The sequence below is a fragment of the Echinicola vietnamensis DSM 17526 genome (assembly GCF_000325705.1).
GTDB lineage: Bacteria > Bacteroidota > Bacteroidia > Cytophagales > Cyclobacteriaceae > Echinicola > Echinicola vietnamensis.
The window spans coordinates 152,825-178,862 of sequence record NC_019904.1 but is presented as its reverse complement, the minus strand read 5'-3'; the positions used below and the strand labels follow the sequence as shown (position 1 = coordinate 178,862).

At 45.9% G+C, this 26,038-nt stretch carries 19 protein-coding genes; 12 read left to right on the top strand and 7 right to left on the bottom strand.

Annotated elements, in window-relative coordinates; genetic code table 11:
- The first annotated feature begins 5 nt into the window (after positions 1 to 5).
- Positions 6 to 3,998: an AAA domain-containing protein gene (locus tag ECHVI_RS00835; protein ID WP_015264035.1), complete on the top strand. Its 3,993-nt coding sequence runs from the start codon at positions 6 to 8 to the stop codon at positions 3,996 to 3,998.
- A gap of 1 nt (position 3,999) precedes the next feature.
- Here ECHVI_RS00835 and ECHVI_RS00830 read toward each other — a convergent pair whose 3' ends face one another.
- The 4 genes from ECHVI_RS00830 to recQ are packed head-to-tail and all read right to left on the bottom strand — an operon-like array spanning position 4,000 to position 9,417.
- Positions 4,000 to 4,482 carry a gliding motility lipoprotein GldH gene (locus ECHVI_RS00830; protein ID WP_015264034.1) on the bottom strand — a complete coding sequence of 161 codons (483 nt, stop codon included), beginning with the start codon at positions 4,480 to 4,482 and terminating at the stop codon, positions 4,000 to 4,002.
- Positions 4,472 to 5,869: a PSP1 domain-containing protein gene (locus tag ECHVI_RS00825; protein ID WP_015264033.1), complete on the bottom strand. Its 1,398-nt coding sequence runs from the start codon at positions 5,867 to 5,869 to the stop codon at positions 4,472 to 4,474. Before ECHVI_RS00825 ends, ECHVI_RS00830 begins: the two co-directional genes overlap by 11 nt.
- Positions 5,870 to 5,929: 60 nt before the next feature.
- A complete protein-coding gene (gene purD, locus ECHVI_RS00820; RefSeq protein ID WP_015264032.1) occupies positions 5,930 to 7,222 on the bottom strand; it encodes a phosphoribosylamine--glycine ligase in 1,293 nt (430 codons plus the stop codon).
- A gap of 17 nt (positions 7,223 to 7,239) precedes the next feature.
- Positions 7,240 to 9,417, bottom strand: coding sequence for a DNA helicase RecQ (recQ, locus tag ECHVI_RS00815; RefSeq protein ID WP_015264031.1), 2,178 nt, complete (start codon positions 9,415 to 9,417; stop codon positions 7,240 to 7,242).
- 100 nt (positions 9,418 to 9,517) lie between these two features.
- Between recQ and ECHVI_RS00810 the strand changes: the two genes are divergently transcribed.
- Together ECHVI_RS00810 and ECHVI_RS00805 are read left to right on the top strand one after the other, a co-directional pair.
- On the top strand, positions 9,518 to 10,486 hold the full coding sequence (locus ECHVI_RS00810; RefSeq protein ID WP_015264030.1) for a KpsF/GutQ family sugar-phosphate isomerase: 969 nt from the start codon (positions 9,518 to 9,520) through the stop codon (positions 10,484 to 10,486).
- Between the two features lie 8 nt (positions 10,487 to 10,494).
- Positions 10,495 to 11,565 carry a mannose-1-phosphate guanylyltransferase gene (locus tag ECHVI_RS00805; RefSeq protein WP_015264029.1) on the top strand — a complete coding sequence of 357 codons (1,071 nt, stop codon included), beginning with the start codon at positions 10,495 to 10,497 and terminating at the stop codon, positions 11,563 to 11,565.
- A gap of 78 nt (positions 11,566 to 11,643) precedes the next feature.
- Here ECHVI_RS00805 and ECHVI_RS00800 read toward each other — a convergent pair whose 3' ends face one another.
- The 3 genes from ECHVI_RS00800 to ECHVI_RS00790 all read right to left on the bottom strand — a co-directional run bounded on the left by ECHVI_RS00800 (position 11,644) and on the right by ECHVI_RS00790 (position 14,349).
- Positions 11,644 to 12,138, bottom strand: a complete 495-nt coding sequence (locus ECHVI_RS00800) for an OsmC family protein (RefSeq protein ID WP_015264028.1) — start codon at positions 12,136 to 12,138, stop codon at positions 11,644 to 11,646.
- A gap of 122 nt (positions 12,139 to 12,260) precedes the next feature.
- A complete protein-coding gene (locus tag ECHVI_RS00795) occupies positions 12,261 to 13,337 on the bottom strand; it encodes an Ldh family oxidoreductase (RefSeq protein ID WP_015264027.1) in 1,077 nt (358 codons plus the stop codon).
- Positions 13,338 to 13,383: 46 nt separating this feature from the next.
- Positions 13,384 to 14,349: a Ppx/GppA phosphatase family protein gene (locus ECHVI_RS00790; protein ID WP_015264026.1), complete on the bottom strand. Its 966-nt coding sequence runs from the start codon at positions 14,347 to 14,349 to the stop codon at positions 13,384 to 13,386.
- A 196-nt stretch (positions 14,350 to 14,545) separates the two neighbouring features.
- On the opposite strand from ECHVI_RS00790, the gene ECHVI_RS00785 reads away from it, so the two are divergent.
- The 9 genes from ECHVI_RS00785 to guaA all read left to right on the top strand — a co-directional run bounded on the left by ECHVI_RS00785 (position 14,546) and on the right by guaA (position 25,886).
- The gene (locus ECHVI_RS00785) at positions 14,546 to 16,129 is read left to right on the top strand and encodes an acyl-CoA carboxylase subunit beta (RefSeq protein ID WP_015264025.1); all 1,584 of its coding nucleotides are present in this window, start codon (positions 14,546 to 14,548) and stop codon (positions 16,127 to 16,129) included.
- 172 nt (positions 16,130 to 16,301) lie between these two features.
- Positions 16,302 to 17,369 carry a M42 family metallopeptidase gene (locus ECHVI_RS00780; protein WP_015264024.1) on the top strand — a complete coding sequence of 356 codons (1,068 nt, stop codon included), beginning with the start codon at positions 16,302 to 16,304 and terminating at the stop codon, positions 17,367 to 17,369.
- Positions 17,370 to 17,826: 457 nt separating this feature from the next.
- Entirely contained in the window at positions 17,827 to 18,999 is a 1,173-nt protein-coding gene (locus ECHVI_RS00775; protein WP_015264023.1) for an SIS domain-containing protein, read from the top strand.
- Positions 19,000 to 19,001: 2 nt separating this feature from the next.
- Positions 19,002 to 19,925 (top strand): 1-phosphofructokinase family hexose kinase, encoded by a 924-nt coding sequence (locus ECHVI_RS00770; RefSeq protein ID WP_015264022.1) that lies wholly within the window; start codon positions 19,002 to 19,004, stop codon positions 19,923 to 19,925.
- Positions 19,918 to 20,862, top strand: coding sequence for a carbohydrate kinase family protein (locus tag ECHVI_RS00765; protein WP_015264021.1), 945 nt, complete (start codon positions 19,918 to 19,920; stop codon positions 20,860 to 20,862). The genes ECHVI_RS00770 and ECHVI_RS00765 overlap by 8 nt, the downstream gene beginning before the upstream one ends.
- An 8-nt stretch (positions 20,863 to 20,870) precedes the next feature.
- Positions 20,871 to 21,695, top strand: coding sequence for a class II fructose-bisphosphate aldolase (locus ECHVI_RS00760; protein ID WP_015264020.1), 825 nt, complete (start codon positions 20,871 to 20,873; stop codon positions 21,693 to 21,695).
- On the top strand, positions 21,696 to 22,679 hold the full coding sequence (locus tag ECHVI_RS00755; RefSeq protein ID WP_015264019.1) for an amidohydrolase family protein: 984 nt from the start codon (positions 21,696 to 21,698) through the stop codon (positions 22,677 to 22,679).
- A 59-nt stretch (positions 22,680 to 22,738) separates the two neighbouring features.
- A complete protein-coding gene (locus ECHVI_RS00750) occupies positions 22,739 to 24,151 on the top strand; it encodes a Gfo/Idh/MocA family protein (protein WP_015264018.1) in 1,413 nt (470 codons plus the stop codon).
- A 205-nt stretch (positions 24,152 to 24,356) separates the two neighbouring features.
- Positions 24,357 to 25,886, top strand: a complete 1,530-nt coding sequence (gene guaA / locus ECHVI_RS00745) for a glutamine-hydrolyzing GMP synthase (protein WP_015264017.1) — start codon at positions 24,357 to 24,359, stop codon at positions 25,884 to 25,886.
- Positions 25,887 to 26,038: the final 152 nt, after the last annotated feature.

The window sequence follows — 26,038 nt, the reverse complement described above, 5'->3', positions numbered from 1 at the left end:
GATTTATGATAAAGGATATCTTTCGGGTCTATATGAACAGATTGATGGATTTGTCTGCAAGGAACAGGTCCATTTTCTTACCCAAACTGATGACGGGCCAAATGATAGACCTGAAAGAATTTGAATTTTTGGAATATGATAATGCTTTCACCTATATTACGGAGCTACTGGGGAGAAAGAAGAAAATCCCGCTCATTCCCGCCGGGGATGCCAGGAATGCTCAGGTGAATCAACTATCTGTTAGGCTCAAAAGGCTTGGCCAGCGCGTAAAACTTGCAGAAGAAGAGAGTGGTGAAAAAAGCCTATATGTAGGATGGCCGTTTATTGAAGGAAAGCTGTCCAATGATCAGGTCGTCCGATGTCCTTTGTTGTTCTTTCCCGTTCGCATAACTGAAGAAGGTAAAAAGTGGTACATTAAGAAAAAATCAGGCGATCAACCATTCTTCAACAGGGCATTTCTGTTGGCATATGCCCGGGCCAATCAACAGCCTTTTAAAAAGGACTGGTGGGAAAATCCAATGGAACAATTCCCCAAAGAACCTACCCCATTCCGAACCGCTCTATACCAATTTCTTCAAAAGGAATTGACCTTAAATTTTAGTCAAGAACTGTTTCAGGATAAGTTGGATGGTTTTAGGGAGACCAGTTCTGCGGAAGCGGAGAAAGTTTTTCAAACGGGGATGCTTAAGCTTCGTCCCAATGCAATTTTGGGACAATTTTCCCAGAAGAGTTCCTTTCTGATGAGGGACTATGAGGAATTGATGGAGAAATTTCCGGGAACGGATCTGGAGGGCCTTTTTATGGATTGGTATGCCAAAATGGATGGTCACCATTCCTCGCGATCAGCAGAAAGCTTGTTTAACACCCTGCCGCTGGATGCCAGCCAAGAGGAGGTGCTCAAAAGTGTTCGAAGCGGTGGATCCTGTGTAGTGGAAGGTCCACCTGGTACGGGGAAATCCCAGCTCATATGTAACTTGGTGGCTGATTTTATTTCCAGGGATATGAAGGTCTTGGTGGTTTCCCAAAAGCGTGCAGCGTTGGATGTGGTTCATGAGCGGTTAGTCAAGCAAGGCTTCGGTTCATTTCTAGCGCTGGTGCATGATTTCAGAACCGATAGGGGAGCGGTGTTCAAGAAATTGGCAGATCAAATCAATTCTTTGGAAGTTTATAAAGGGTTAAATAGAAGCTTGGATGCTATCCAGCTGGAGCGGAGTTTTAGTAAAATTGTCAATGTCATAGATCAGCATAGTGACTATTTGGAAGAATACAGGCATGCACTTTTTAATACTGAGGAATGTGGTGTCCCCGTGAAGGAACTCTATATGAGCACCTCTCTTGATGACGAGCATTTGAACCTGACGCAGTATTATAAGCATTATCACTGGAGTGGGTTGGATGAGTTTTTAAAGGATCTAAAGGAATACTTATACTATTATCCAAAGTACGAGCAGGCCGACTCATTTTGGCTTCACCGGGTTGACTTTGCAGAATTTACAGCCAATGCCATCCATCGCTTCAAGGAAAACCTGTTGGAGATCAAGGAACTGAAAAGCACCGCTGAATTGATCCTTGGTGATCTGTTATACCAACCATTTGAGTTCCCTTTGGTATATCAGTCTTTTGAGCAGAAGGATAGGCTTGAAGAACTTCAAAAGCTGATCAGTAACAAGGAGGTCTTTGCCGTTCTCCAAAGGCTCATGAAGTACCCTAAGGCAGATATGGACCTTTTGTGGCTTGAAAACAAAGTGGATATCGTCAAGAATCTATTGGCCGAAGAGGGAGTAGAGTGGTCTGTCGAAGACGGAGCCGTGGAAGAAATCTACCAGAAAGTACTCCATGTGATTGCGATGAAGGACTCTTGGTGGAAATCCCTCTCGCTGCGTTTTTATAGAAAGGAATATCGCGAAGTATGGGCCCTGTTGGAGCACAATGAGTTGGAGAGAAACTTGACAGGATTACAGGTGCTGGTTAAAATGCTCGAAAATAGGCTGAACCTAAACCATCAATATACCTTGCTTGACCGGAAACCCTGGATCAATTTACCGGACAAGCCATTTGAATTCCCAAGTTTCAACCACGAGTTTCATATCCTTATCGAAGCAGTAAAAGCACGATTTATCCTCGAAGAGCTTGGTGTCCTTACACCTTATTTGATCTTTGAAAATGCAGATTTTGATCATTTTAGAAGAATCCTACAAGAGTTGATTGGGATCAATGAGCTGATAGAACACAAAGCGGGAGGTTGGAGAACCTATTTTACGACCATACAAATAAAGCATTTACTGACCACCTCTGATGAGGAAAGGTTGGACAAAATAAAAGGTACGATTACCGAGCATTTTACCGAGATAGTGGCCATGGACCGGCTGAAAAGGAAGTTAAGAAGTGTCGATATCGAGGTGGTCAACAAATTATTGGATGACTATCCCGAAGCTGATTTTGAGGAACTTAAACAAATCTTTCTTTCCGGTCTCAAGCTCAGTTGGATCGAACATATTGAGGCTAAATATCCTGTCCTTCAGGAAATGAGCCTTTATAAGGTCAAGGATATTTTAGAGGAATTTTCAGAAGCGGTGGATGAAAAGCTGAAAATAAGCAGGTTTATCACGGAAATGCGGCTTAGGGAAAATACCTTTAAAAAGCTTGAATATAATCGACTAAATAACCTGATCACCTACCGGGAATTACAACATCAGGTAACAAAGAAGAAGCGGTTATGGAGTATTAAAAAGTTGTTGGAGAAGTTTGAAGAAGAGATTTTCAGGCTTGTTCCGTGTTGGTTGGCATCGCCTGAAACGGTCTCAGCACTTTTTCCAATACAGAGCCATTTTGACCTGGTGGTCTTTGATGAGTCATCACAGTGCTATGCTGAAAGGGGGCTTCCAGCGATGCTTCGAGGGAAACAAGCAGTTATTGCAGGGGATAGCCAGCAATTACAACCGTTTGATTTATATAAGGTTCGCATGGATGAGACAGAACGGGAAGGGATGGACTTGGAGGTAGTGTCTTTGCTGGAATTGGCATCGCATTATTTTAAGAAATATACCCTTGAGGGACACTATCGGAGCAAGTCCCTCTCTTTAATTGGTTTTTCTAATCAACATTTTTACGATAATAAGTTGACCATGCTCCCTGAAATGAGTAGCCTTAACCAAGAAGAGTGCGCATACAAGTGGATAAAAGTGGATGGTACTTGGGATAAACAAACCAATGTAGCAGAAGCTGAAAGAGTTGTCGAAGAATTGATCACTTTGGTGGAGGGTGGCGCTGTAGGTTCGATTGGCGTCATCACGTTTAACTACTTCCAAATGGAACTTATAATCGACCTTGTCTTAAAAGAAAAGTCGCTGAAGGCACGGCTAGGGAAAGGGATTAAGGTCAAAAACATTGAAAACGTTCAGGGAGATGAATTTGATGTGGTGCTGTTTTCAATAGGTTATGCTCGAAATAAAGCGGGTAAGTTTATTGCCAACTTCGGTTCGCTGTCTAAGGATGGCGGAGTAAATCGGTTAAATGTGGCAATCACAAGGGCCCGGAGCAAGGTATGTGTGATCACTAGCATCGGTGCAGATGATTTCAAGACGAAACAAATTTATAATCCTGGCATCAGAATGTTGCGGGATTACCTGCGTTACGCCGAGGAAGTTTCACAAGGTAAACGGGTGATGATCCAAGAACAGACCTCAGGAGGGTTTGAGGTATCGTGGTACCTCAAGAATAAACTGGAAGGGGAATATGGAGGCCATACCATCAGAAATAGTACAATTTCAAGGAATATGGACTTGGAGTTAATGGTAAATGGCAAATATGTCGGAGCCATTCTCACTGATGATAATCGACTATTTACGGCCAAAACAGCAAAAGAAGCTTTTGTATATCATCCTAGGATTCTGAAGGAAAAAGGCTGGAATATTACACAGGTATTTAGCCGACAATATTGGATGGATCGAGAGGATCTTTTACAAACTAAAATACCTGAAAACCTAAGCGAGGAATGAACTAATCCATTTCTCGCTTAAGTTTGATTCCTACGGTTTCAATGCCGTCCAAATCGTTACTACGCATGTATTGGATAAACTGGACTTTTATTTTTTCACCTGCCGTTACTTTTTTTAAAGGCAAAGTGTCCAGTTGGGTAAAGCTATTCCCATATCCGCTTCCCAAAGGTTTGCCTGTTTTGGGATCAAATAGATTAAGGTTTAGCAATTCATTGCTTTTGATCTGGTTCAGGCTGTCTCGAACCAAGTACCTTACGTACAGGTTATAATAGTCATAATCCTGATTGTATTTAATCCGGAGAGTGGATAAAACCTTGTGGTCATAGGCAGTCTCAATATCAAACGACACGGTGTCAGCAATAGGCCAAGAGAGGTTTTTCAAACCGTGGTACTCCTCATATATACGGTCGTTGTTACAGGAAAATACCAAAGAAGTGAATAGCAAAATTCCACAAATTCTTATGACGATATTTTTATTGATCATTCTGCTGATTGCCTTTATTATTGGACGGTCTGCCCCCACCTTTTCTACGATTGTTTCTCCGTTTATTTCCTTTTGGCTTAGCTCCTTGGGAGGCCTGCGGATTATTTTGATCCGTTGAAGGTTGTTGCTTTGGCGGTGACTGCCCTTTTCTTTGCTCTCCCCCTTTTCTCCGGTTGGACGGTTTGCGTCGGGTGTGCTGTTGCCGATCTTTTTGGTCTTTGTTTGGGGGAGGAGTATTGGTTTTGGCTCCTGCAGCCGATCTGTTGGAGGGCTGTTTTTGCCTTGGTTTCCGCTTTTTCCGCTTTTTGTTGTTTTTGCTGAACTTTTTATCCAACAGCTCCAGGTCAATATTGGAATTGGATTTTTCCTCTTCCAGATCCATGACATCATTTAATTCAAGGCTGAATGGCTTTTTCCCTTCCTTGTTCATTTCAATGATCTCCTTTACCCTGTCGCAGTCAATCGAATGCCAGTTGTTTTCATTGTTGTAACTGAACCACATCAGCTTCCGGAAGATGTCCGTCTTTTGGAGCTTGGCATGGCCCGCTTCCGTTACCAATGGTTTTTCGATAGTTGGAATGTCCTCCAGCGCCGTCATGTAGGTGTCGAGCTCGTAGTTGAGGCAGCATTTCAACCTCCCGCACTGACCAGAAAGTTTGGTGGGGTTTAGAGAAAGGTTTTGGTACCTTGCTGCCGAAGTACTGACACTCTTGAAATCATGAATCCACGTAGAACAACACAATTCACGACCGCATACCCCAATGCCGCCTAATCTTCCCGCCTCTTGTCTGAGGCTGATTTGACGCATTTCCACACGGATCTTAAATTCTGACGCCAATATTTTAATCAGCTCCCTGAAGTCCACTCGCTCATCTGCAGAATAATAAAAAGTGGCTTTGGAATTGTCCGCCTGATATTCAATATCGGACAATTTCATCTCCAGCTTTATCTCATCGATGATTTGCTTGGTTCGGTAAAGTGTAGGGATCTCCCTGTTTTTGGCTTCTTCCCATTTCTCCAAGTCCTTGGGTGAGGCCACGCGATAGATCTTGGTGATGTTATCATCATTTTTGATCTTTCGTTTTTGCATTTGAAGCCTTACCAGCTCACCTTGGAGGGAAACATAGCCGATATGATGTCCACTGGGGACGTCCACCACCACCGGGTCACCCGTGGTGAGTTGAAGGTGGTTTACATTTCTGAAATAGTCTTTTCTGCCACCCTTAAACTTAACTTCTACAATATCAAAATTGTCCACGTTTGGAATGCCCATATGGGACAACCAATCGAAGGAATTCATTTTATTACAATCGCTCGTACCACAGCTGCCATTATTTTGGCATCCGCCACCTCCGGTGGTGGTAGAGCAGCTACTACATCCTGCCATAACACATATATTATTTAGGGAACATGCTCAGTACATATTCCTCGTGAATAAATTATGGTTTTATTTACCATAATTTAGGACGTCTTGACCGATATCTTTTCGGAAATAGACGTCTTTCCAGGAAATTTCATTTACCCTGGAATAGGCATTGGAAAGCGCTTCTTCAATGCTGTTTCCTTTGCCCGTGATCCCCAATATCCGGCCACCATTGGTGACCACATCGCCTTGGGGATTTGTAGTGGTGCCTGCATGGAAGGTCAGGCTAGCGCCATCTTCGTTTTCCAGTCCACTGATGGCATCACCTTTGGGATAGCTGCCGGGATATCCGCCTGCCACCATGACAATGGTAGTAGCCGTGAAATCTTCCAGCTCCAAATCATAATCTTCCAAGGTGCCAGTGCCCATGGCGTACAGTAGATCTACGAAGTCGCTTTTAATGCGCGGAAGTACCGCTTGGGTTTCCGGGTCTCCCATACGCACGTTATACTCGATTACGTAAGGTTCTCCATTATCATTCATCAATCCGATGAAGATAAAGCCTTTATAATCAATTTCGTCTTTTTTTAGTCCTTCGATGGTCGGTTTGACCACTTTTTCTTCGACTTTCTTCAGGAATGCCCCTTTGGCAAAAGGCACTGGACTGACGGCTCCCATTCCGCCCGTGTTCAAGCCTGTGTCTTTTTCGCCAATGCGTTTGTAGTCTTTGGCTTCTGGAAGGATCTTATAGCTTTTGCCGTCCGTTGCCACGAATACGGAAAGTTCTATTCCAGAAAGGAATTCCTCGATGACTACCTTCTCGGAAGCGGCACCGAATTTACTTTCTAGTAGCATTTCCTTAAAGGAACTTTCAGCATCTTCTATCGTTTCGCAGATCAGCACACCTTTCCCCGCAGCCAGTCCATCAGCCTTCAGCACGACAGGTACCTGCTGTGCCCTGATAAACGCTAATCCTTCATCGATGGTATCTTTGGTAAAGGTTGCAGAGGCCGCGGTAGGTACTTGATGGCGCTGCATGAATTGCTTGGAAAAATCCTTGCTTCCTTCCAAGGTGGCACCTTTTTGCTTAGGACCCACTACAGGTAAGGCTTTCGTTTCTTCTTGGGAAGCAAAATAATCTGCCACACCCTTTACGAGCGGCTCCTCTGGGCCTACTACGACCAAGTCTATGGCGTTTGCCAAGATAAAATCCTTCAGGGCAGGGAAATCAGTGATCCCAATGGATACATTCGTAGCGATACTGGCGGTGCCCGCATTTCCCGGGGCTACATATAAACGATCACATTTTGGGCTATTGGCAATTTTATAAGCGAAAGCATGTTCTCTGCCTCCGCTTCCTAATAATAGTATGTTCATGTATTTAAGTCTAATTTTTAATTGGCATGATCAGAAATAAACTTGATTCTGTAGACCCTGATCTCTTCTTCTCCGAAGTCTTCGTCCTCAAGTTCTTGAAGTGCCTCTCTGATATTGTCCGTTTCGGCGGTCATGAAGTAATCATGTAAGATGTCTTCCCGCTCTTCATCCATAATGTTATGGATGTAGTAATTGATATTTAACTTGGTGCCACTGTAAATAATCTGTTCTATCTCCTGCAGTAATTCGGACATTTCAATGTTCAGATTACTGGCGATTTCATCAAGATCTATTTTACGGTCTACCTGCTGGATGATGGATATCTTTACTTTGGAGCGGGTACCGGCCGTTTTGACAACAACGTCCGAAGCCGTAATAATGTCATTTTCCTCAACGTAATTGGTAATTAGTTTGAGAAATGGTGCTCCAAATTTAGTGACTTTTCCCATACCTACCCCATTAACTTGGGCAAGTTCTTCTCTTGAAGTAGGATAAACGGTTGCCATTTCTTCCAAGGAGGGATCCTGAAAGATGACGTAAGGAGGCAGCCCTTTGCTTTTGGCTACTTTTTTACGCTCTACTTTGAGCAGCTCAAATAGCTTTTCATCATAGGCCTTGTTGGTATTGGCAATTTCCTCGGCCTCATCATTTTCGATCATCTCATCAAAGTCATGATCCTTCGTGAATGTGATCTCATGAGGGTTTTTGAGGAAGTCTTCACTGGTTTTGGAGAGCTTGATGACCCCATAGTTTTCAATGTCTTTTTCCAAAAGGCCATGGATCATCGTTTGGCGGATAACAGAACGCCAGTACCGCTCATTTTCTTCTTTGCCTTTCCCGAAAACTGAAAGCCCATCATGGTTATAGCTTTCCATGTATTCATTTTGTTCACCGCGAATGACATTGACGATGTGGTCCAAACTGAATCGCTGATGGGTTTCCTTGACGGCCTCTATGGCCGTTAGGATGTCTTCTTTTGCATCGAAAGCATCTCGTTTTTTCTTACAGTTGTCACAGAAGCCACAATCTTCGTTTAAGCTTTCACCAAAATAGTGTAGCAAAACTCTCCTGCGACATACCGAGCTTTCCGCATAAGCAGCCATTTCCTGAAGGAGCACTTTGGCATTTTCACGCTCATTTACCGGTTTGTCCTTATTGAACTTTTCGAGCTTGACGATGTCTTCATATTTATAAAACATCAAGCAGTGGCCTTCCAGTCCATCTCTGCCAGCCCTTCCTGTTTCCTGGTAATATCCCTCCAGTGATTTTGGAACATCATAGTGAATGACATAGCGGACATCCGGTTTGTCGATTCCCATGCCAAAGGCGATCGTCGCCACTACCACATCCACTTCTTCATTAAGGAAGTCATCCTGGTTTTTTATCCGCATGGCGGATTCGAGGCCGGCGTGGTAAGGTGCTGCGTTGATGCCGTTGACTTTCAGGAGTTCTGCGATTTCTTCCACCTTTTTCCTGCTCAGGCAATAGATAATTCCCGATTTGCCCTTTTGGGATTTGACGTATTTTATGAGGTGCTTTTTGGTGTCTGATTTGGCTTTTGGCCTTACCTCGTAGAAAAGGTTGGTTCTGTTAAAGGAGGACTTAAACAGGTCCGCTTCCTCCATGTTAAGGTTTCGCTGGATGTCCTGCTGCACCTTTGGAGTGGCGGTGGCCGTAAGGGCTATGATCGGCAGGGCGTCGCCGATCTGTGCGATGATGCTTTTGATCTTTCGGTATTCAGGCCTAAAGTCGTGTCCCCACTCTGAAATACAGTGTGCCTCATCAATGGCCACGAAACTGAGTTGGGCGGATTTTAGAAATTCGACGTTCTCCTCTTTGGTCAGCGACTCTGGTGCGACATACAGCAGTTTGGTGGCTCCAGAAAGGACTTCCTTTTTGACCTTATTGGTTTCGGTCTTACTGAGCGTCGAATTCAGAAAATGGGCATTGATGCCAAATGCATTCAGTTGATCCACTTGGTTTTTCATCAAGGCGATCAAGGGTGATATGACAATAGCCGTGCCTTCTTTGGTCACGGCTGGAAGTTGATAGCATAAGGATTTTCCGGCTCCGGTAGGCATAATCACGAAAGTATTGTTGCCCTGCAATATGTTGTCAACAATCGCTTCCTGGTTTCCTCTAAATTGGTTGAAGCCAAAAATCTTTTTGAGGTTCTCTTTAATTTTTATATCCACTCCATTTTCTATTTTTAATGATGTGCCGATCGCTTTTCATTAAATTTTTAAAGCAAATAATTTTACCTTTGTACAAATTTAATTAATAACCTCGGTAAAATTGAATATAATAAAAAATATTAGAAACAGCGCCATTAAAGTCCTCCAAACAGAGGCTGAAGCCCTTCAAAATCTGATCCCAAAAATTGACGGTGACTTTGAAGCCTGTGTGGAAGAAATCCTCCATTCCAAAGGACGGGTGGTGATTACCGGGGTGGGCAAGAGTGCCATTGTCGCCACCAAAATAGTGGCCACCTTAAATTCTACGGGTACTCCAGCACTTTTTATGCATGCCGCAGATGCTATTCATGGTGATTTAGGTATGATTCAAAAGGAAGATTTTGTACTTTGTATCTCCAAGAGTGGGAATACACCGGAAGTGAAAGTCCTCGTGCCCATGCTCAAGAGAATGGGGTCGCGGTTGGTGGCCTTGGTAAGTAATACGGATAGCTATCTGGCCGAACATGCCGATTTTGTGTTGAATGCCACCATTGCCGCAGAGGCTTGTCCTTTAAATTTAGCACCAACAACGAGTACCACCGCGCACATGGCCATGGGAGATGCATTGGCCGTTTGCCTTTTGGAAGCCCGCGGATTTAGTAGCGATGATTTTGCACGCTATCATCCAGGGGGAGCTCTCGGGAAACAACTGTACCTTACCGTGGATGACCTGATGGTGAAGGATGCGGTTCCAGTGGTCCATGAAAGTGCTGCGCTCACAGAAGTAATCTTGGAAATCAGTGGAAAGCGACTTGGCGCCACTGCCGTCGTGGATTCCAGTAGGAAGCTCATGGGCATTGTGACCGATGGGGACCTCCGAAGGATGCTGGAAAATCACCAGGATTTATCTAAATTAACAGCTAAAGATATTATGACCATAAACCCAAAGACCATCGTGCGCAATGAATATGCGGTGAGGGCGTTGAATCGCATGAGGGAGTATAACATCACGCAATTGGTCGTGGCAGAAGAGGGAGAGGTGTTTGGATTTATCCATATCCATGACTTAATGAAAGAGGGGATTGTTTAAGAAGAATCATGCAAAATAAACCATATATTGTTGTTTTGGCCGGTGGTATCGGCACCAAGTTTTGGCCACATAGCAGAAACAATTTTCCAAAGCAGTTTTTAGATCTATTGGGCACTGGCAGAACCCTGCTGCAGACTACCTATGACCGATTTGTAAAACTGTCCAGCCCTGACAGGTTTGTCGTGGTGACCAATCATAATTATGTCGACATTGTCAAGGAGCAACTCCCGGAGTTGGGAGATGACCAGATATTGAGCGAGCCCCTTCGCAGGAATACAGCTACGTGTATCGCATATGCCAGCTATGTGATTCGAAAAAGGGATGAAGCGGCGCGGGTTATCGTGACGCCTTCAGACCATTTGATTCTACATGAAGTGGCCTTTCAGGATACCATCGCCTTGGCCCTGAGTGAAGCAGAAAAGGACCATCACTTGGTTACCATCGGTATAAAGCCCAATCGGCCGGATACTGCCTATGGCTACATCCAGTACATGGATGGCCATGAGGAGGTCAAAAAGGTGAAGACTTTTACCGAAAAGCCTGATGTTACATTGGCGAAGACTTTTTTGGAAAGTGGCGATTTTGTCTGGAACAGCGGAGTCTTTGTTTGGAAAAACCAGTCCATCATCAGGGCTTTTGAAAAACACATGCCCGAGATAGCGGAGGTTTTTGAAGAAGGAATCGATTTTTATGCCACCTCAAAAGAGCAGGAGTTTGTAAAGAGGGCTTATTCCTTGGTGAAAAATGTGACCATCGACCTTGGTATCATGGAGAAATCAGATGATGTTTACCTGATATTGGGAGACTTTGGGTGGTCTGATCTTGGCTCTTGGATGAGTATTCATAAATTAAAAAACCGGGACAAGGACAATAATGTCGTGGATGCAAACGCCATGCTTTACGATACTACCAATAGTTATATCAAAGTTTCCCCGCAGAAACTGGTAGTCGTTCACGGGCTGGATAATTACCTGATCAATGAGTCTGAAAACGTCCTGCTGATCTGTAAGTTGGATGCCGAGAAGAAGTTTAAGGAGTTTGTGGCGGATGCCAAAAACAAGGGAGAGGGCTTTATTTAGGCCGCTTCCTTCCGTTAAGCATAACTTTAGAATTCCTATCTGGCGAGAACAAATGAATGATTTTTAGGTCCTCGCTTTTTAATGGCTATAGCTTTGTTTTTTCGAGGCTATCCTTACCACTGGTTTGTGACGGATTTTGAAATTGCAGCTGTTGGCAATAAAGCAATACTTGTTGGCTTCCTCGTGAAGCTGCATGGCTTTGGTTTTCATGGATTCCACTTCCACGGTCACGACAGGATACAGGACCACTTCGCTGAATTGACCGGAGCCATTTTTGTTTTCCACCATAATGCCTTCTGCATGGTCTTCATACGAAACGATACTTATTCCTGCTTCGGCACACAAGTGCAGGTACCAAAGCATGTGACAGGAAGCGATACTGGCCAGAAACAGTTCTTCCGGATTATGGCGGGATTTGTCTCCGCGAAAATGGGGATCTGCACTCCCGTAAATGACTGGCCTGCCTTCTGTATGGACATCAAAGTTTCTTTGGTACGCGAGGTATCCCCTCGTGCCCATGCCGGTATTGCCGGTCCAGGTGATCAGCGTCTGGTAATGATGGAATTTTGACATGTCATTAAGATAGAAAAAAATGGAATATCGAAAAATTAAAATATCGTAAATTTCTCGTGTGCATAGGGTTTAGATGCTCCCGCACACGAGAAATTGTAGCGTTAAGTTACAAAGCAGCGTGATCAGGAGCGAAGGGGCACTCCAAACTTTTCGCCCAGGGCCGTCAAATCTTGCTGCACAGGTTCCAGCAAAGGAATACCGTTTTCCATTCGTTCTTTTTCCAGCTCCCTTTCCGGGTCGCCGGGGATGAGCACTTTATCATGTCCCGGAGTGGTTTTGGCTTCCCGGAACCTGCTGATCCAAGTGTCCATGTGGTTTTTAAACTCATCTGCCGGTCGGAAAGCATCCACCCGCATGGCGCCAAAGAAGTGACCTATGCCTTCTCCTACCGGGTTGGGGTCTGGCTCTAGGAAAGCGACGAAGGGCGGTACCCAAGGGCCGTAGTTGGCGCCGGAGAGCACTGCAGAGAAGATGTCCACGATGGCCCCTAAGGCATACCCCTTATGGGATCCATGCTCTCGGTCACCTCCCAGAGGAAGCAGGGCCCCACCTTCTTTTACACCAAAAGCATTGGTAGTGGGATTCCCTTCTTTGTCCTGTACCCAGCCAGAAGGGGCATTTTCCTGTTTTCGCTGAAGGATTTCCAGCTTGCCATTGGCGGCCGTTGTGGTGGCCATGTCCGCAACAAATGGAGGCTCTTTCCCCGCTGGAATGGCCACGGAGATCGGATTGGTGCCCAGCAGCCTTTCCTTTGAGAATGTAGGGCTGACCAACGGGCTGGCGTTGGTCATGGACATGCCAATCATATCTTCCTTGACCGCTTGAAGCGCGTGGTGTCCAGCTATGCCATAGTGGTTGGAGTTTTTGACAGATACCCAGCCGGTGCCGGCATTTTTAGCTTTTTCGATGGCGATTTTCATGGCCACGGGGGCGACGACCAATCCCAAGCCACCGTCTCCATCCACCACCGCTGTACTGGGCGTCTCGTGGACTATGCGGATCTTGGGGGTAGGGTTGATCCGGCCTGCTTCCCAAAGCCTGACATAGCCGGAAAGCCTGGCCACACCATGGGAGTCCACGCCGCGGAGATCTGCCGAGAGCAGAACTTCCGTAGCCGATTGGGCATCGGCCTCAGGGCACCCGATTTTTATGAAAATTTCTTTTGTAAATGCAAATAGGCTTTTAAAATCAAAATTCATGATGCTGTATAAAATTAAAGCTCACCTCAGTGGGTGAGCAGAAGGGTTAAGGTTTTTCTATTCCCATACAGGGGATAATGGATTCGTTTTTCAGGATTTTAGAGATGACCCCCTCCTTGAGGGCATAATTGGAACAGATGAGTTCGTCGGCATCTACGTATTGGAGGATGAAGTCGATGAGACAAGAAGCCACCACGATCATGTCCACCCGCATAGGGATCATGCCGGGGATTTCCAATCGTTCCTTTTTATGGAGTGAGACCAGCTTTTGGGATAGGCGTTGGAATTCGCCTCGAGGGAGATGGAAGACGGTTTGGCTTTTGGTTTTGGTAAGGTGGGCTGAAGCGTAGTACATGTCCGTCAAGGTGTCAAAAGTACCTGACGCACCCACCAGTCTTTTGGGCTGATGTGCTTTAAGTGCTTCAATCAGGGGCTGTAGGCGTTCTGAAAGAAACTCCTTGAGCTTGTCGATTTCCTCTGGAAGTATGGGGTCATGATAATGGAATAGGTCCAAGAGCCGCTGGCCGCCAATTTCAAAACTTTGCTTCCATAGCGCTTTGTCCTCATTACCGATGATGAATTCTACCGAGCCACCACCGATGTCCATCATCAGGCTGTTTTCCTTGCCCAATGATTTGCTAAACCGAATGCCTTCATAGATGAGCTGGGCTTCCTGATCGCCATCGATCACATTGACGTCGATGTTGAAATCGTTTCTGATCTCCTGTACCAATTCCATCCCGTTGTGGGCGTTGCGCACGGCACTGGTGGCAAAGGCATAAATATGCTCGATCGCTTCCCCGTCGATCAAATTCCGGAAATGCTTAAGGGTGTGCATTGCCCGTTTTTTTGCATCGGGATGGATTTCGTTCTTGCTGATGCCTTTTTGCCCGATCTTCACAGGGACTTTTTCTTTGAAAAGAATGTCAAAACCCTCTTCGCTAAGATTTACCAATATCAAATGAAATGTATTGGTTCCCATGTCAATTATGGCTGCCTTCTCATGTCTCATGTAGCCCCGGTTTTTTAGTTGTGCGAATATAAAAAGTTTATTTAAAATGCTTTATGATATTTCCCAGTTTAATAAAGGAAAGGTATAAATTGAGTAGGGACGTGTATTCCTGAGTAGTTTTGAGCAGAGAGGGAAAAAGTTTCTTCCATAAAAAACAGTTCGTTATATTGTATGAAGAACCTACGATGCTGATGTTATGAAAAGTGCTACCAAAGGAGTGTATACCCTGCCAGGAAACAAGGAGAAACTGGAATTGTTAAAAAAGAAAAACGAAGAAGCCCTGATGGGAGGGGGCCAGCAGCGGATAGCTACCCAACATGAGAAAGGGAAGTTGACGGCTCGTGAGCGTATTCATTTGCTGATCGATGAAGGGACCTTTCAGGAGATCGACAAGTTTAAAATGCACCGCTGTAAGGACTTTGGACTGGATAAGGAATATTATTTGGGAGATGGTGTGGTGACCGGCTATGGTGAGGTCAATGGCCGACTGGTGTATGTGTATTCCCAGGATTTTACCGTGTTTGGTGGTTCCCTTTCAGAAACCCATGCCGAAAAGATTTGCAAGATCATGGACATGGCCATGAAAAACGGTGCCCCTGTTATTGGGTTGAATGACTCCGGGGGTGCCCGCATCCAAGAGGGCGTGAATTCACTGGGGGGATATGCCGATATATTTTACCGTAATACCCGGGCATCAGGCGTGATTCCACAGCTTTCGGCGATCATGGGGCCCTGTGCCGGAGGGGCGGTTTATTCACCGGCAATTACCGATTTTATTCTTATGGTAGAGGAGACCAGCTATATGTTTGTGACTGGTCCAAATGTCGTGAAGACCGTTACACAGGAGCATGTCAGTTCAGAGGAATTGGGCGGGGCAAGCACTCATAGTACCAAAAGCGGCGTGACGCATTTTGCCTGCCAAAATGAAGTTGAGTGCATCAAGACCATAAAAGATATCCTTAGCTACATTCCCCAAAATTGTGAAGATGATGCACCGTCCTATCCGTATGATATGTTGGAAGATGAGTCCAGGCCGGTACTGGATACGATGGTACCCGAAAATCCAAATCATCCGTATGACATGCGGGAAGTGGTCAGGGGAATCGTCGATGAAGCCTCGTTTTTAGAGGTGCACCAAAACTTTGCGGATAATATGGTGGTGGGCTTTGCCAGGATAGCTGGGAGGAGCATAGGTGTCGTAGGTAATCAGCCCCAATCCCTGGCAGGGGTATTGGATAATGATGCGTCGATCAAAGCGGCCCGCTTTGTGCGGTTTTGCGATTGTTTTAATGTCCCTTTGCTGGTTCTGGTGGATGTGCCGGGTTTTTTGCCGGGTACAGACCAAGAGTGGAATGGCATCATTACCAACGGGGCAAAATTGCTGTATGCTTTTTCGGAAGCTACCGTCCCGAGGATCACCGTGATTACCAGAAAGGCCTATGGGGGCGCTTATGATGTGATGAACTCCAAGCATATTGGAGCGGATTTGAATTTTGCATGGCCTACTGCAGAGATCGCTGTAATGGGAGCAAAGGGAGCTGCAGAAATAATTTTCAAAAAGGAAATTGCCCAAGCGGAAGACTCAGAAGCTAAATTGCAGGAGAAAATCGACCAGTATACCCGGAAATTTGCCAATCCTTATAAGGCTGCCCACCGAGGATACATCGATGAGGTGATTCTACCGTCCCAAACCAGAAAAAAACTCATTTCAGGATTCAAAATGCTCAAAAATAAGGTGGATAACCTTCCTAAAAAGAAACATGGAAATATACCTTTGTAATTAGGGGTGACCGTGAAACCAGAACCATGCTAGTTAAGTTATGGTGGAGAATACCTTATGGTAAAATCATGGGCTTAAGTTGCAGAAATACGGTAAACCGTATCTTTTAAAAGCCAGCATAAAACAGATAGGTAGGATTAGGAGTACTAACGAATAACCAAATAGCTAATTCATGCAAGAAAACGAAAAATTTCTTTACAAATACCTCAATAACGCCTCGCCTACGGGGTTTGAGGCATCAGGTCAACAGTTATGGCTGGATTATATCAAGCCGTATGTGGACCAGTATTTTACCGACAGCTATGGGACTGCCGTGGGGGTGGTCAACCCAGACGCCCCTTTCAAGGTGGTCATTGAGGCGCATGCCGACGAGATCAGCTGGTTTGTGAATTATATCACACCAGAAGGATATATTTATGTGCGCAGAAATGGAGGCTCAGACCACATGATCGCACCATCCATGCGAGTAAATATCCATACGGATGATAAGGTCATTCCTGGGGTTTTTGGATGGCCGGCCATCCATGTGCGGAAAGGAGATAAAGAAGACAAGCCCTCATTGGAGAATATCTTCATCGATGTTGGGGCAAGGAGCAAGGAGGAAGTTGAGAAGATGGGCATTCATGTCGGCTGTGTGGCGACTTTCCAGGACGAGTTGATTGATCTTAATGGTAATTTCTTTGCCGGAAGGGCTTTGGATAATCGTGTGGGAGGCTATATGATTGCGCAAGTGCTGAAGAAACTACACGATGCAGGGAAGAAGCTTCCTTTTGCATTGTATGTTGTCAATGCGGTGCAGGAAGAGATCGGCCTTCGCGGGGCACAGATGATTGCCGCTAAGATCAAGCCGAATGTGGCGGTGATCACGGATGTTTGCCATGACACCACCGCTCCGATGTACAATAAGATTACCAGTGGAGAGCAGGTGGCTGGGGATGGTCCAGTGCTGACCTATGGTGCTTCTGTTCATAAAAAGCTGCTGGACTTGATCATTGCAGCAGCTGACAAAAGGAAGATCCCTTTCCAGCGGGCAGCCGCTTCGAGAGGTACAGGGACAGACACGGATGCCTTTGCCTATTCCAATGAAGGGGTGCCTGCCGCACTGATTTCTTTGCCACTCAAGTATATGCATACTACCGTAGAGACGGCCAGCAAAAAGGATATTAATAGTGTCATTGACCTGATTACCGCTTTTCTGGAGGACTTGGATCCAAATTATAACTTTAAGTATATTGGTTAGGCTCCCTTACGGGTGGCTGTGCCAATTAAAAGCTACAAATCAAGATGAAGGATGATAGAGGCCAGTGGAGATGTTTCCACTGGCCTTTTTATGGATAGACTATGAAGGGAGCGAAAGCATGTGAAAATTTTTGTTAGTGAGTTAATGGCGGGGTATCGGCTGTTTTATGGCGGTAGGTCATGAAAAGTGTCCTCTAAACAAATGTTTGTTGAAGGTTTTTGGCAGCTATTGATGAAATATGTTCCGTTTTATGGTGGTGATTTGGGTATTGATCGTTAAATGCATAGTGGTGAAGTGGATTAGTTTTTTTTGTTAATAAAAATAATTTGAAATTTTTTTGTTTCATTTTATTTCGTTTAATTTGATGTGTATGTAAAACGAAAGTGCAGTATTTTGTCTTTCATTGGGGCAGGAGCTGTTTTGGATCGATAGCGTGAGCTATATTTTACTTTAAGATATGATACAAACGACATATTTGACTTTGGACTCTGAAAAGGCTGAGGAACTTGGAGCATTTCACACAGCCAAGGAAATAGCAGGCCAGCCGGAGTTATGGCAACGCGTGTTTCGTCAATTGAAAAATGAACAAAACGCGATACATTCTTTTATCAAGCCTATTCTCGAAAAAGGCAATGCACGCATTGTTCTTACCGGAGCCGGTTCTTCTGCGTTTATTGGTGAATCTGCCCAAGGAATTGTTCAGCAGTTGACCGGTGTCCATACACAAGCCATAGCGACTACAGATGTCGTGACACATCCTGAGCTGTTTTTTCTAGAGAAGGTACCCACGTTGTTGGTTTCTTTTGCCCGTTCAGGAAATAGTCCGGAAAGTGTGGAGGCGGTAAGGCTTGCTGATGCACACTGCAACGAAATATACCATCTAATCATCACTTGTAATCCAGATGGAGAGTTGGCGGCTTATGCGAACGATTGTGGGGGGAATTGTCTTGCGTTGGTGTTACCTGAAGGATCCAATGATAACAGTTTGGCCATGACCGGCAGCTTTACATCGATGTTATTGGCCATTTTGTTGGTGGCTGGAATTGATCAGCTGGATCAGTTGAAACAGCAGTTTGAAGATGCGGCGGAGACAGCCAATCACATTTTGCGCAACAGCTTGCATGAATTTGAGGCGGTGGCCAAATCGGATTTTAATCGGGTGATATTTTTAGGTTCTGGAGCAATGCTGGGAGTAGCACGGGAATGCCATTTAAAACTTCAGGAATTGACAGATGGCAAGGTGGTCTGCAAGCATGATTCATTTCTTGGTTTCAGACACGGCCCCAGGGCGGTGGCAAATGAGGAATCCATCGTGGTTTACCTGTTTTCCAGGGATCCTCACGTGGTTCGTTATGAGACTGATCTGGCCAAGAGTATCGGAGAGGACAAAAGGAAGATAAGAACCATTAGTTTTGCAGCCGAAAATACGGATGGATATCACTCCATACTGGATTTGCCTGCTGTAGGTACAAGTGAAAAAGCCATTTTCAATGTCCTTCCGGCCACGATGGTGGGGCAGCTGTTAGGGTTTTATAAGTGCCTGCAGTTGGGATTGCACCCGGATAATCCTTCCGTTAGTGGTGCCATCAGTCGGGTGGTGCAAGGTGTGACCATTTATAACAAAGCGTAACCATGGTGCTGTCAGTCTGCCCCAATCCGTCAATAGATACTTATGCTTGGTTGGAGGATTTTCAGCTTGGCAAGGCAAACCGCATTTCCAAGCAAGAGGAATTTCCTGGAGGCAAGGGTGTGCATGTGGCCATGGCCCTCCAGGAAGCAGGAGCACCTACCGTGCTCATGGCCGCTTGGGCGGGACATCCGGGGGAATGGATCAAGGCAGCCTGTAAGGAACGAGGGATGGCTACCGTAGGGGTGGACTTAAAAGGAATGAACAGAAAATGTTATACCTTTTTGGCTGAGGCAACAGCGATACGGAATACTGAGTTGATGGAGCCAGGGCCAGAGATGAACGGGGAGGATTTTGACCGTTTTGTTGGGGTGTTTAAGGACAATCTTCGCCAGTCAGCCTTGACAGTGATGTCAGGATCTTGGCCCAAAGGAGCTCCCAAAACAGCTTATCGGGAATTGATAGCCGCGGCCAATGGAAGTGGGAAGAAGGTGATCCTGGACTGTAGCGGTGAGCAATTGACCCATGCGCTGGAAGAAAAGATATTTGGAATTCATCTCAACGAACATGAGGCGAAGCAATATTGCGGGACATCAAGTGTCCATGAGGCCTTCGATAAATTGCACGAAAAAGTCGAGCTGATCGCCTTGACCAAAGGCAAGGAAGGGTTGTTCCTGAGTTATCAAGGCACCCGTTTGCATGCCAATGTCACCTTGGAAAAAGTGATCAGCACGGTGGGCTGTGGCGATTGCCTGACAGCCGGAGTAGCGCTTGGAGTTAGCCGGGGATATGGTGTTGAAGAAATTGCCCGGTATGGAGCTGCCTTTGGTGCCGCCAATTGTCTTAGGCCCGATTTGGGAATGATATATAAAGCAGATGTGGAGCGATTGCTCCCACAAGTAAACATAAATGAATTGACTTATGGGTAAAAGGGATTTGCTGGTAGTCGGAGAACTGAACATTGATTTGATCCTGAATCAAATCCAGGGATTTCCGGAAATGGGCAGTGAGAAAGTCGCCCAAAAAATGGATGTGGTCTTAGGGAGCTCATCAGCCATTTTCGCTGCCAATATCGCCACATTGGGCGTGGATACTGCTTTTTGTGGAATGGTCGGAAAGGACGACTTTGGCAAGATGGTGCAGGAAACCTTGGCTGCCCAGCAGGTGGATACCCGTTTTATCGCTACCTCAGCGCAGTATAAGACCGGCTTGACGGTCGTGATGAACTATGATCAGGACCGTGCCAATGTTACCTATTGCGGTGCGATGGAAGCCTTGACCATGCAGGAGATCCCATGGGAGGTCGCCGGTACTTTCAAGCACTTTCACCTTTCCAATTATTTCCTTCAGAAAGGTATCCAAAAAGATATTACCGCAATTTTTGAGAAGGCGAAGTCGGCGGGAATGACCACTTCCTTGGACTTGCAGGTGGATCCTGATGATCAGTGGGATTTTGATTATGAAAGATGCCTGCCCCATGTAGATATATTTCTTCCAAATGAATCGGAATTGTTGTCTCTTACGGGGAAATCCAGCATTAGTGAGGCCCTTGAAGCCATAAAGCCGTACGCCAATACGGTAGCCTTGAAAAGGGGAGTGAAGGGCGGCTTGGTGTTTGAAAAAGGGAAGGTCACGGAAGTAGCGGCATTTGTAAACGATCAATTCGTAGATGCCATTGGCGCTGGGGACAGTTTCAATGCAGGATTTATCCATCGATTCCTCCAAGGGGCCGATTGGGAATCATGTCTTCGTTTTGCAAATCTCACCGGTGCATTGAACACTACTGCTGCGGGAGGTACAGGTGCTTTTACGTCCCTAGCTGCTGTAAAAGCGCGGGCCAAATCCCAGTTTAATCAAGAAATCTAATCATTGTCATGAAGTTAAAACATAAATTACAGGAATTTACCGCACAAAAGCGCGGGCTATTGGCCACCAACTTCTATAACTTGGAAACCTTGCAAGGCGTCTTAAAGGCAGCATCTGCGATGGACGAGCCCGTGATTTTGCAGCTTACCAAAAGTTCGATTGACTACATGGGGCTAAACACGGCAGTAGCCATGGGACGGGCGGCACTTAAGGAGTATGGTGTGGAAGGTTGGATCCATTTGGATCATGGGGGCAGTGTGGAACTGGCACAAGCTTGCTTGGATGCCGGATTTGATTCCGTGATGATCGATGGCAGTGAGCTGCCCTTTGAAGAGAACGTAAAGATCACCCAGGAAGTCGTCAGGAGGGCTCATAAGTACGGGGCCAATGTAGAGGCGGAACTGGGCTATGTGGCTAAACTGGGGCAGTCTCACGAGCATCAAGGGTTTACAACCGCTGAGGAGGCCAAGACTTTTGTGGAACAGACAGGCGTGGACGCACTGGCAATTTCCATTGGCACGGCGCATGGCTTTTACAAGCAAGAGCCTAAATTGCAGTTTGACTTGTTGAGTGAAATTGCGGCGGCAACAGAGGCTACCTTGGTGCTCCACGGCAGTTCAGGCGTTCCTGAGGAGCAATTGCGAAAGGCGATTAGCGGGGGGATTTGCAAGGTAAACCTTGCTACAGAAATCAAGAATATTTTTATGAAAACCTTGCAGCAGCTATTGCTTCAGAACGAAGAGATCGACTTGCGAAAAGTCTTTCCAAAGGCCACCAAGGAAGTAACTGACTTGGTGAGTTACAAGTTGGATATCATGAAAAACGATAAATAAATGATTCGTCCATTTATAGACGCACACGTACACTTAAATACCACCTCTATCGAGAAAATGGAGAAAGCGCTGGAGTATGGCGCCTCCTTTCTTTCGATCAATACCGAAATCCCTTTTTTTGATTCCATCGAGGGACAGCAAGAGGTGCTCAAACAACTGGATAGTCAATATCCAAACCGAATTAAGTTTGTGACCTCTTTTTCTACAGAAGGCATAAACGAGGAAGGTTGGGCCGCAGCGGTCATAGCGCAAATAAAGCGTGGTTTGGACAAAGGAGCTGCTGGCGTGAAGATTTGGAAGAATATTGGGATGGAGCTTCAGGACAATGCGGGGCGATTTATCATGATCGATGATGATCGGTTACGTCCTGTGCTGGATTTCTTGGAGCAGGAGGGGATTCTACTGATCGGCCACCAGGGAGAGCCCAAAAACTGTTGGCTTCCTCTGGAGGAGATGACGGTAGATTCAGACCGAAGTTACTTTAGCAGTCATCCGGAATACCATATGCACTTGCATCCGGAGTACCCATCATACCAAGCACAAATGGATGCTCGTGACCGGGTGCTGGAGCGCCATCCGGCACTACAGTTTGTCGGCCTGCATCTGTTGAGCATGGAGTGGAGTATCGATGAGGTGTCCAAGAGGTTGGATAAGTACCCCAATCTAATGACCGATGTGGCAGAACGGGTCTGTCACCTGCAGTTACAGGCCCAAGGTCGCTGGGAGGAGGTACGAGCATTTATGATTAAATACCAAGACAGGATCATGTATGGAACCGACGTGATTGACGACGGTTCGTTTGGCGATCAAGGAGTGGCGGATCGTTTCGAGCAGCTGTGGAATTTTCATTGGGACTTCTTTGCAACGGAAAACGTACTGGAGGCGCCCGAGTTTGCCGGGGAATTTCGCGGACTTGGATTACCTGAAGAAGTTTTGCAAAAACTATTCTATACCAATGCGGCCAGGGTTTATGGTTTTGATTGACGACCTGAACGAAGCTGTTTTGGAAAATTTATAATTACACTAACCAAAAAGTCATCATTATGAGCAATAATAGAAGAGATTTTCTTAAGCTTTCCGGGCTTGCGGGTATGGGGTTGGTAGGAGCTGGTATGAGCGGATTTACCCAGCCACAGCTTGACGAAGTGCTTAGACAGAGTAAGCGAAAAAACAACCAGCGTTTCAATATGTCGGGATACGGTGCACCTAAACTGGATACCGTACGAGCAGGTTTTATTGGTTTGGGCATGCGTGGGCCTGGACATGTGGAGCGCATGAGTAAAATAACAGGAGTGGAGATCAAGGCCATCTGTGACTTGGTGCCGGAAAAGGTGGATAAGGTAAAGGAGATGTTGAAAGACTCGCCGCACGATCCCGATACCTATTCTGGATCAGCCTATGCTTGGAAAAAGATGGTAGACAGGGATGACCTGGATATCATATTTATCCTTACTCCTTGGGAATGGCACGTGCCGATGGCCGTCTATGCGATGGAAGCTGATAAGCACGTGGCGATCGAAGTGCCTGCTGCCAAGACCCTTGAGGAATGCTGGGAGTTGGTGGAGACTTCAGAGCGTACCCGAAAGCACTGCATGATGATGGAAAACTGCTGTTATGATTTCTTCGAGATGATGACGCTCAATATGGCCAGGGATGGTTTCTTTGGGGATGTGATCCATGGCGAAGGGGCCTATATACACGACCTGCTCGGGCTGAACTTTAAGAAGGAGGGAGGCTATGAAGACATGTGGAGGTTAAAGGAAAATGCCCACCGAAACGGAAACCTCTATGCCACGCATGGACTGGGGCCTATCTGTCAGGTCATGGATATCAACAGAGGTGACCAGATGGATTACCTGACATCACTTTCCAGCAATGACTTCATGATGCAGCAGCATGCGCAGGAATTGGCTGAGGAAGATGACTTTTTTGCTTCCTATGCCAATATGCAGTTCCGAGGAAATATGAATACGACCATGGTGAAAACCAAAAAAGGGAGGTCGATCATGATCCAGCACGATGTGACTTCTCCAAGGCCGTATTCCAGGATTCACTTGGTGAGCGGAACCAAAGGCATTGCCAGAAAATGGCCAAAACAAGGTGTGGCAACCGGCCACCGATGGTTCTCAGATGAGCAGATGCAGGAACTTGAAGAAAAATACACGCCAGAGATCACCAAAAAAGTCGGAGAGATGGCCAAAAAGATCGGCGGTCATGGCGGTATGGACTTCATGATGACCTGGAGGTTAGTGGATTGCTTGAGAAACGGCCTGCCATTGGATCAGGATGTCTATGATGCGGCACTTTGGAGTGCATTTTCTCCATTGTCAGAGTGGTCAGTGGCCAATAAGGCTACTTCTATCGATGTGCCTGACTTTACCGGAGGTTCCTGGAAAACCAACAAACCTGTAAGCATTACGCTTGAAGGCGGTGGGAATACTGGTGTAAGGATATAGAGAGATGCGGCAAGTCAGTTCCTGCGGAAGTGCCTGCCGTTCATAATGGCCACATAAAGTTTTTTATTTCAAAGCGATTAGCTTACTATGAAAAATCGGAATGTCACCCTTTGAGCAATCAAGGGGTGACATTTTTTTTCCAAATAAAATTTCGAAATTTTCTTCTTCGGCTTTTTCATTAGTGGAAGTGTGATTACCTTTGCGCATGGCAGAACAGATACTTATCCTAGACTTTGGTTCGCAGTACACGCAGCTTATCGCCAGAAGAGTAAGAGAACTCGATGTGTACTGTGAAATCCATCCCTATAACAACATCCCAGAAATCACACCAGATATCAAAGGTGTCATCCTATCGGGCAGCCCCTGCTCAGTGAGGGATGAAGGCTCACCAGATGTGGACCTTGAGCAGTTCAGAGGTAAATTGCCCCTTTTGGGCGTTTGTTACGGTTCACAATTGCTGGCCCAGAAGTATGGCGGCAATGTAACCCCCTCCGAAATCAGGGAATATGGTCGAGCAAATTTGAATTTTATCGACAAGCACAATGATTTGTTCCATGAAGTTTCCCATGGCTCCCAAGTATGGATGTCCCATGGCGATACCATCAAGGAGCTTCCACAAGGCTGGGAAGTGATTTCCAGTACTGCCTCGGTAAAAGTGGCTGCTTTCAAAGTGCCTGATGAGGATACCTTCGGTATTCAGTTTCACCCGGAAGTGACGCATTCCGAGGAAGGTAAAAATGTGTTGAGAAACTTTGTCGTGCAGATTTGTGGATGTAGTCAGGATTGGACCTCTGATGTGTTTATTGATGCGACCATTGATGAGCTGAAGCAGAAACTTGGTGATGACAAGGTGGTCATGGGACTTTCTGGAGGAGTAGATTCCTCTGTAGCTGCCACATTGATCCATAGGGCTATTGGGGACAATCTCGTCTGCGTATTTGTGGACAATGGCCTTTTGCGTAAACATGAATATGAGGAAGTGCTCGACTCTTACAAGCACCTTGGCCTCAATGTAATCGGGGTGGATGCCAAGCAGCGTTTTTATGATGCATTGGCTGGGAAGAGTGATCCTGAAGATAAAAGAAAAGCAATCGGAAATACGTTTATCGAGGTGTTCGATGACGAAGCACACAAAATCCAAGGTGTGAAATGGCTCGGGCAGGGTACCATCTATCCCGATGTGATCGAATCGGTATCGGTCAATGGCCCTTCCGCCACGATTAAATCTCACCATAATGTGGGGGGATTGCCGGATTTTATGAAGCTAAAGGTGGTAGAACCGCTTAATACCTTGTTTAAGGATGGTGTCCGGGAAGTAGGACGTGCTTTGCAGATTCCAGAAATTATCATCGGTAGACATCCTTTTCCAGGGCCAGGGCTCGCCATTCGGGTTTTGGGCGAGGTGACGCCAGAGAAAGTGAGCATTTTGCAGGAGGTAGACCATATCTTCATCCAAGGGCTCAAAGACGATAATCTCTATGATGAAGTATGGCAAGCAGGAGCAATTTTGCTTCCTGTTCAGTCTGTCGGAGTCATGGGGGATGAGCGAACCTATGAACAGGTAGTGGCCCTGAGAGCAGTGACTTCCGTGGATGGCATGACCGCTGATTGGGTGCATTTACCCTACGAATTCCTGGGGAAAATATCCAATGAAATTATCAATAAGGTAAAAGGGGTAAACAGAGTGGTGTATGACATCAGCTCTAAGCCGCCTGCAACCATTGAATGGGAATAAAGGAAAAGCCTGGTGTAAATCAGGCTTTTTTTATGTGGTTTTGTTCCAAAATCAATTAAATTCGTAATCCGTCTGGATAAGGTATGAAATTTGAGTTTGACCTCTGACGGACATTGGTTGCAGGGAAGCTGCTCGGTTTCACATCACCCAAA

Excerpts from the sequence above, each read along its gene's own strand:
- purD (WP_015264032.1), bottom strand. The coding sequence starts at position 7,222 with ATGAACATACTATTATTAGGAAGCGGAGGCAGAGAACATGCTTTCGCT.
- ECHVI_RS00765 (WP_015264021.1), top strand. The coding sequence starts at position 19,918 with ATGGGTAAAAGGGATTTGCTGGTAGTCGGAGAACTGAACATTGATTTG.
- ECHVI_RS00780 (WP_015264024.1), top strand. The coding sequence starts at position 16,302 with ATGCAAGAAAACGAAAAATTTCTTTACAAATACCTCAATAACGCCTCG.
- ECHVI_RS00750 (WP_015264018.1), top strand. The coding sequence starts at position 22,739 with ATGAGCAATAATAGAAGAGATTTTCTTAAGCTTTCCGGGCTTGCGGGT.
- ECHVI_RS00825 (WP_015264033.1), bottom strand. The coding sequence starts at position 5,869 with ATGGCAGGATGTAGTAGCTGCTCTACCACCACCGGAGGTGGCGGATGC.
- ECHVI_RS00790 (WP_015264026.1), bottom strand. The coding sequence starts at position 14,349 with ATGAGACATGAGAAGGCAGCCATAATTGACATGGGAACCAATACATTT.
- ECHVI_RS00755 (WP_015264019.1), top strand. The coding sequence starts at position 21,696 with ATGATTCGTCCATTTATAGACGCACACGTACACTTAAATACCACCTCT.
- ECHVI_RS00800 (WP_015264028.1), bottom strand. The coding sequence starts at position 12,138 with ATGTCAAAATTCCATCATTACCAGACGCTGATCACCTGGACCGGCAAT.
- ECHVI_RS00770 (WP_015264022.1), top strand. The coding sequence starts at position 19,002 with ATGGTGCTGTCAGTCTGCCCCAATCCGTCAATAGATACTTATGCTTGG.
- ECHVI_RS00795 (WP_015264027.1), bottom strand. The coding sequence starts at position 13,337 with ATGAATTTTGATTTTAAAAGCCTATTTGCATTTACAAAAGAAATTTTC.
- ECHVI_RS00760 (WP_015264020.1), top strand. The coding sequence starts at position 20,871 with ATGAAGTTAAAACATAAATTACAGGAATTTACCGCACAAAAGCGCGGG.
- ECHVI_RS00805 (WP_015264029.1), top strand. The coding sequence starts at position 10,495 with ATGCAAAATAAACCATATATTGTTGTTTTGGCCGGTGGTATCGGCACC.
- ECHVI_RS00785 (WP_015264025.1), top strand. The coding sequence starts at position 14,546 with ATGAAAAGTGCTACCAAAGGAGTGTATACCCTGCCAGGAAACAAGGAG.
- ECHVI_RS00775 (WP_015264023.1), top strand. The coding sequence starts at position 17,827 with ATGATACAAACGACATATTTGACTTTGGACTCTGAAAAGGCTGAGGAA.
- guaA (WP_015264017.1), top strand. The coding sequence starts at position 24,357 with ATGGCAGAACAGATACTTATCCTAGACTTTGGTTCGCAGTACACGCAG.
- ECHVI_RS00830 (WP_015264034.1), bottom strand. The coding sequence starts at position 4,482 with ATGATCAATAAAAATATCGTCATAAGAATTTGTGGAATTTTGCTATTC.
- ECHVI_RS00835 (WP_015264035.1), top strand. The coding sequence starts at position 6 with ATGATAAAGGATATCTTTCGGGTCTATATGAACAGATTGATGGATTTG.